The sequence below is a fragment of the Enterococcus cecorum genome (genome assembly GCF_052119425.1).
GTDB classification, from domain to species: domain Bacteria; phylum Bacillota; class Bacilli; order Lactobacillales; family Enterococcaceae; genus Enterococcus_E; species Enterococcus_E cecorum_C.
The window spans coordinates 1-586 of record NZ_JBQKFH010000101.1 but is presented as its reverse complement, the minus strand read 5'-3'; the positions used below and the strand labels follow the sequence as shown (position 1 = coordinate 586).

General features: G+C 37.2%; 1 protein-coding gene. It reads left to right on the top strand.

The annotated features are described in order from the left end of the window. Positions 1 to 586, top strand: a 586-nt coding sequence (locus ACTQZM_RS11985) for a transposase (RefSeq protein WP_441653893.1), incomplete at both ends; no start/stop codon positions are given.

Here is a 586-nt window from a genome sequence, read left to right as displayed (position 1 = left end):
ATTCAAATGATTCCTTATCAAAATGTGCCGACCTACCTGCGTTTATACAAGCAACGTTATCGTTGTAAAGCGTGCGGACAAACGTTTTCCGCTACGACAAACATCGTTGATGAACGTTGCTATCTTTCAAACGCATTGAAATTCGCCATCCTACATGATTTGAAACAAAAATGTGCAATGACGGATATCGCCCAGCGCTATTTTGTCTCGCCTAAATCAGTTGAACGAATCTTAAAGTCTTACTCTTATGAGCTAAATCCTTACCATATGCAACTACCAGAATGTCTGCTCATTGATGAATTCAAAGGGCCGAGCGATTGTAACGGGAAAATGTGCTTTATTTTAAGTGATGGACAATCTGGGAAAATTATTGATATTTTAGACGATCGCAGAAATTTCGTAATTAAAGACTTTTTTCTACGTTTTAGTTTGGAAAGTCGGAATCGTGTCAAATATGTGGTCATGGATATGAATACCGCTTATCCTTATGTCATTAAAGAAGTATTGCCCAATGCATCAATTGTCATTGATCGTTTCCATATTATCCAACAACTCACTCGAGCGTTGAATAAAAAAAGAATTCAAG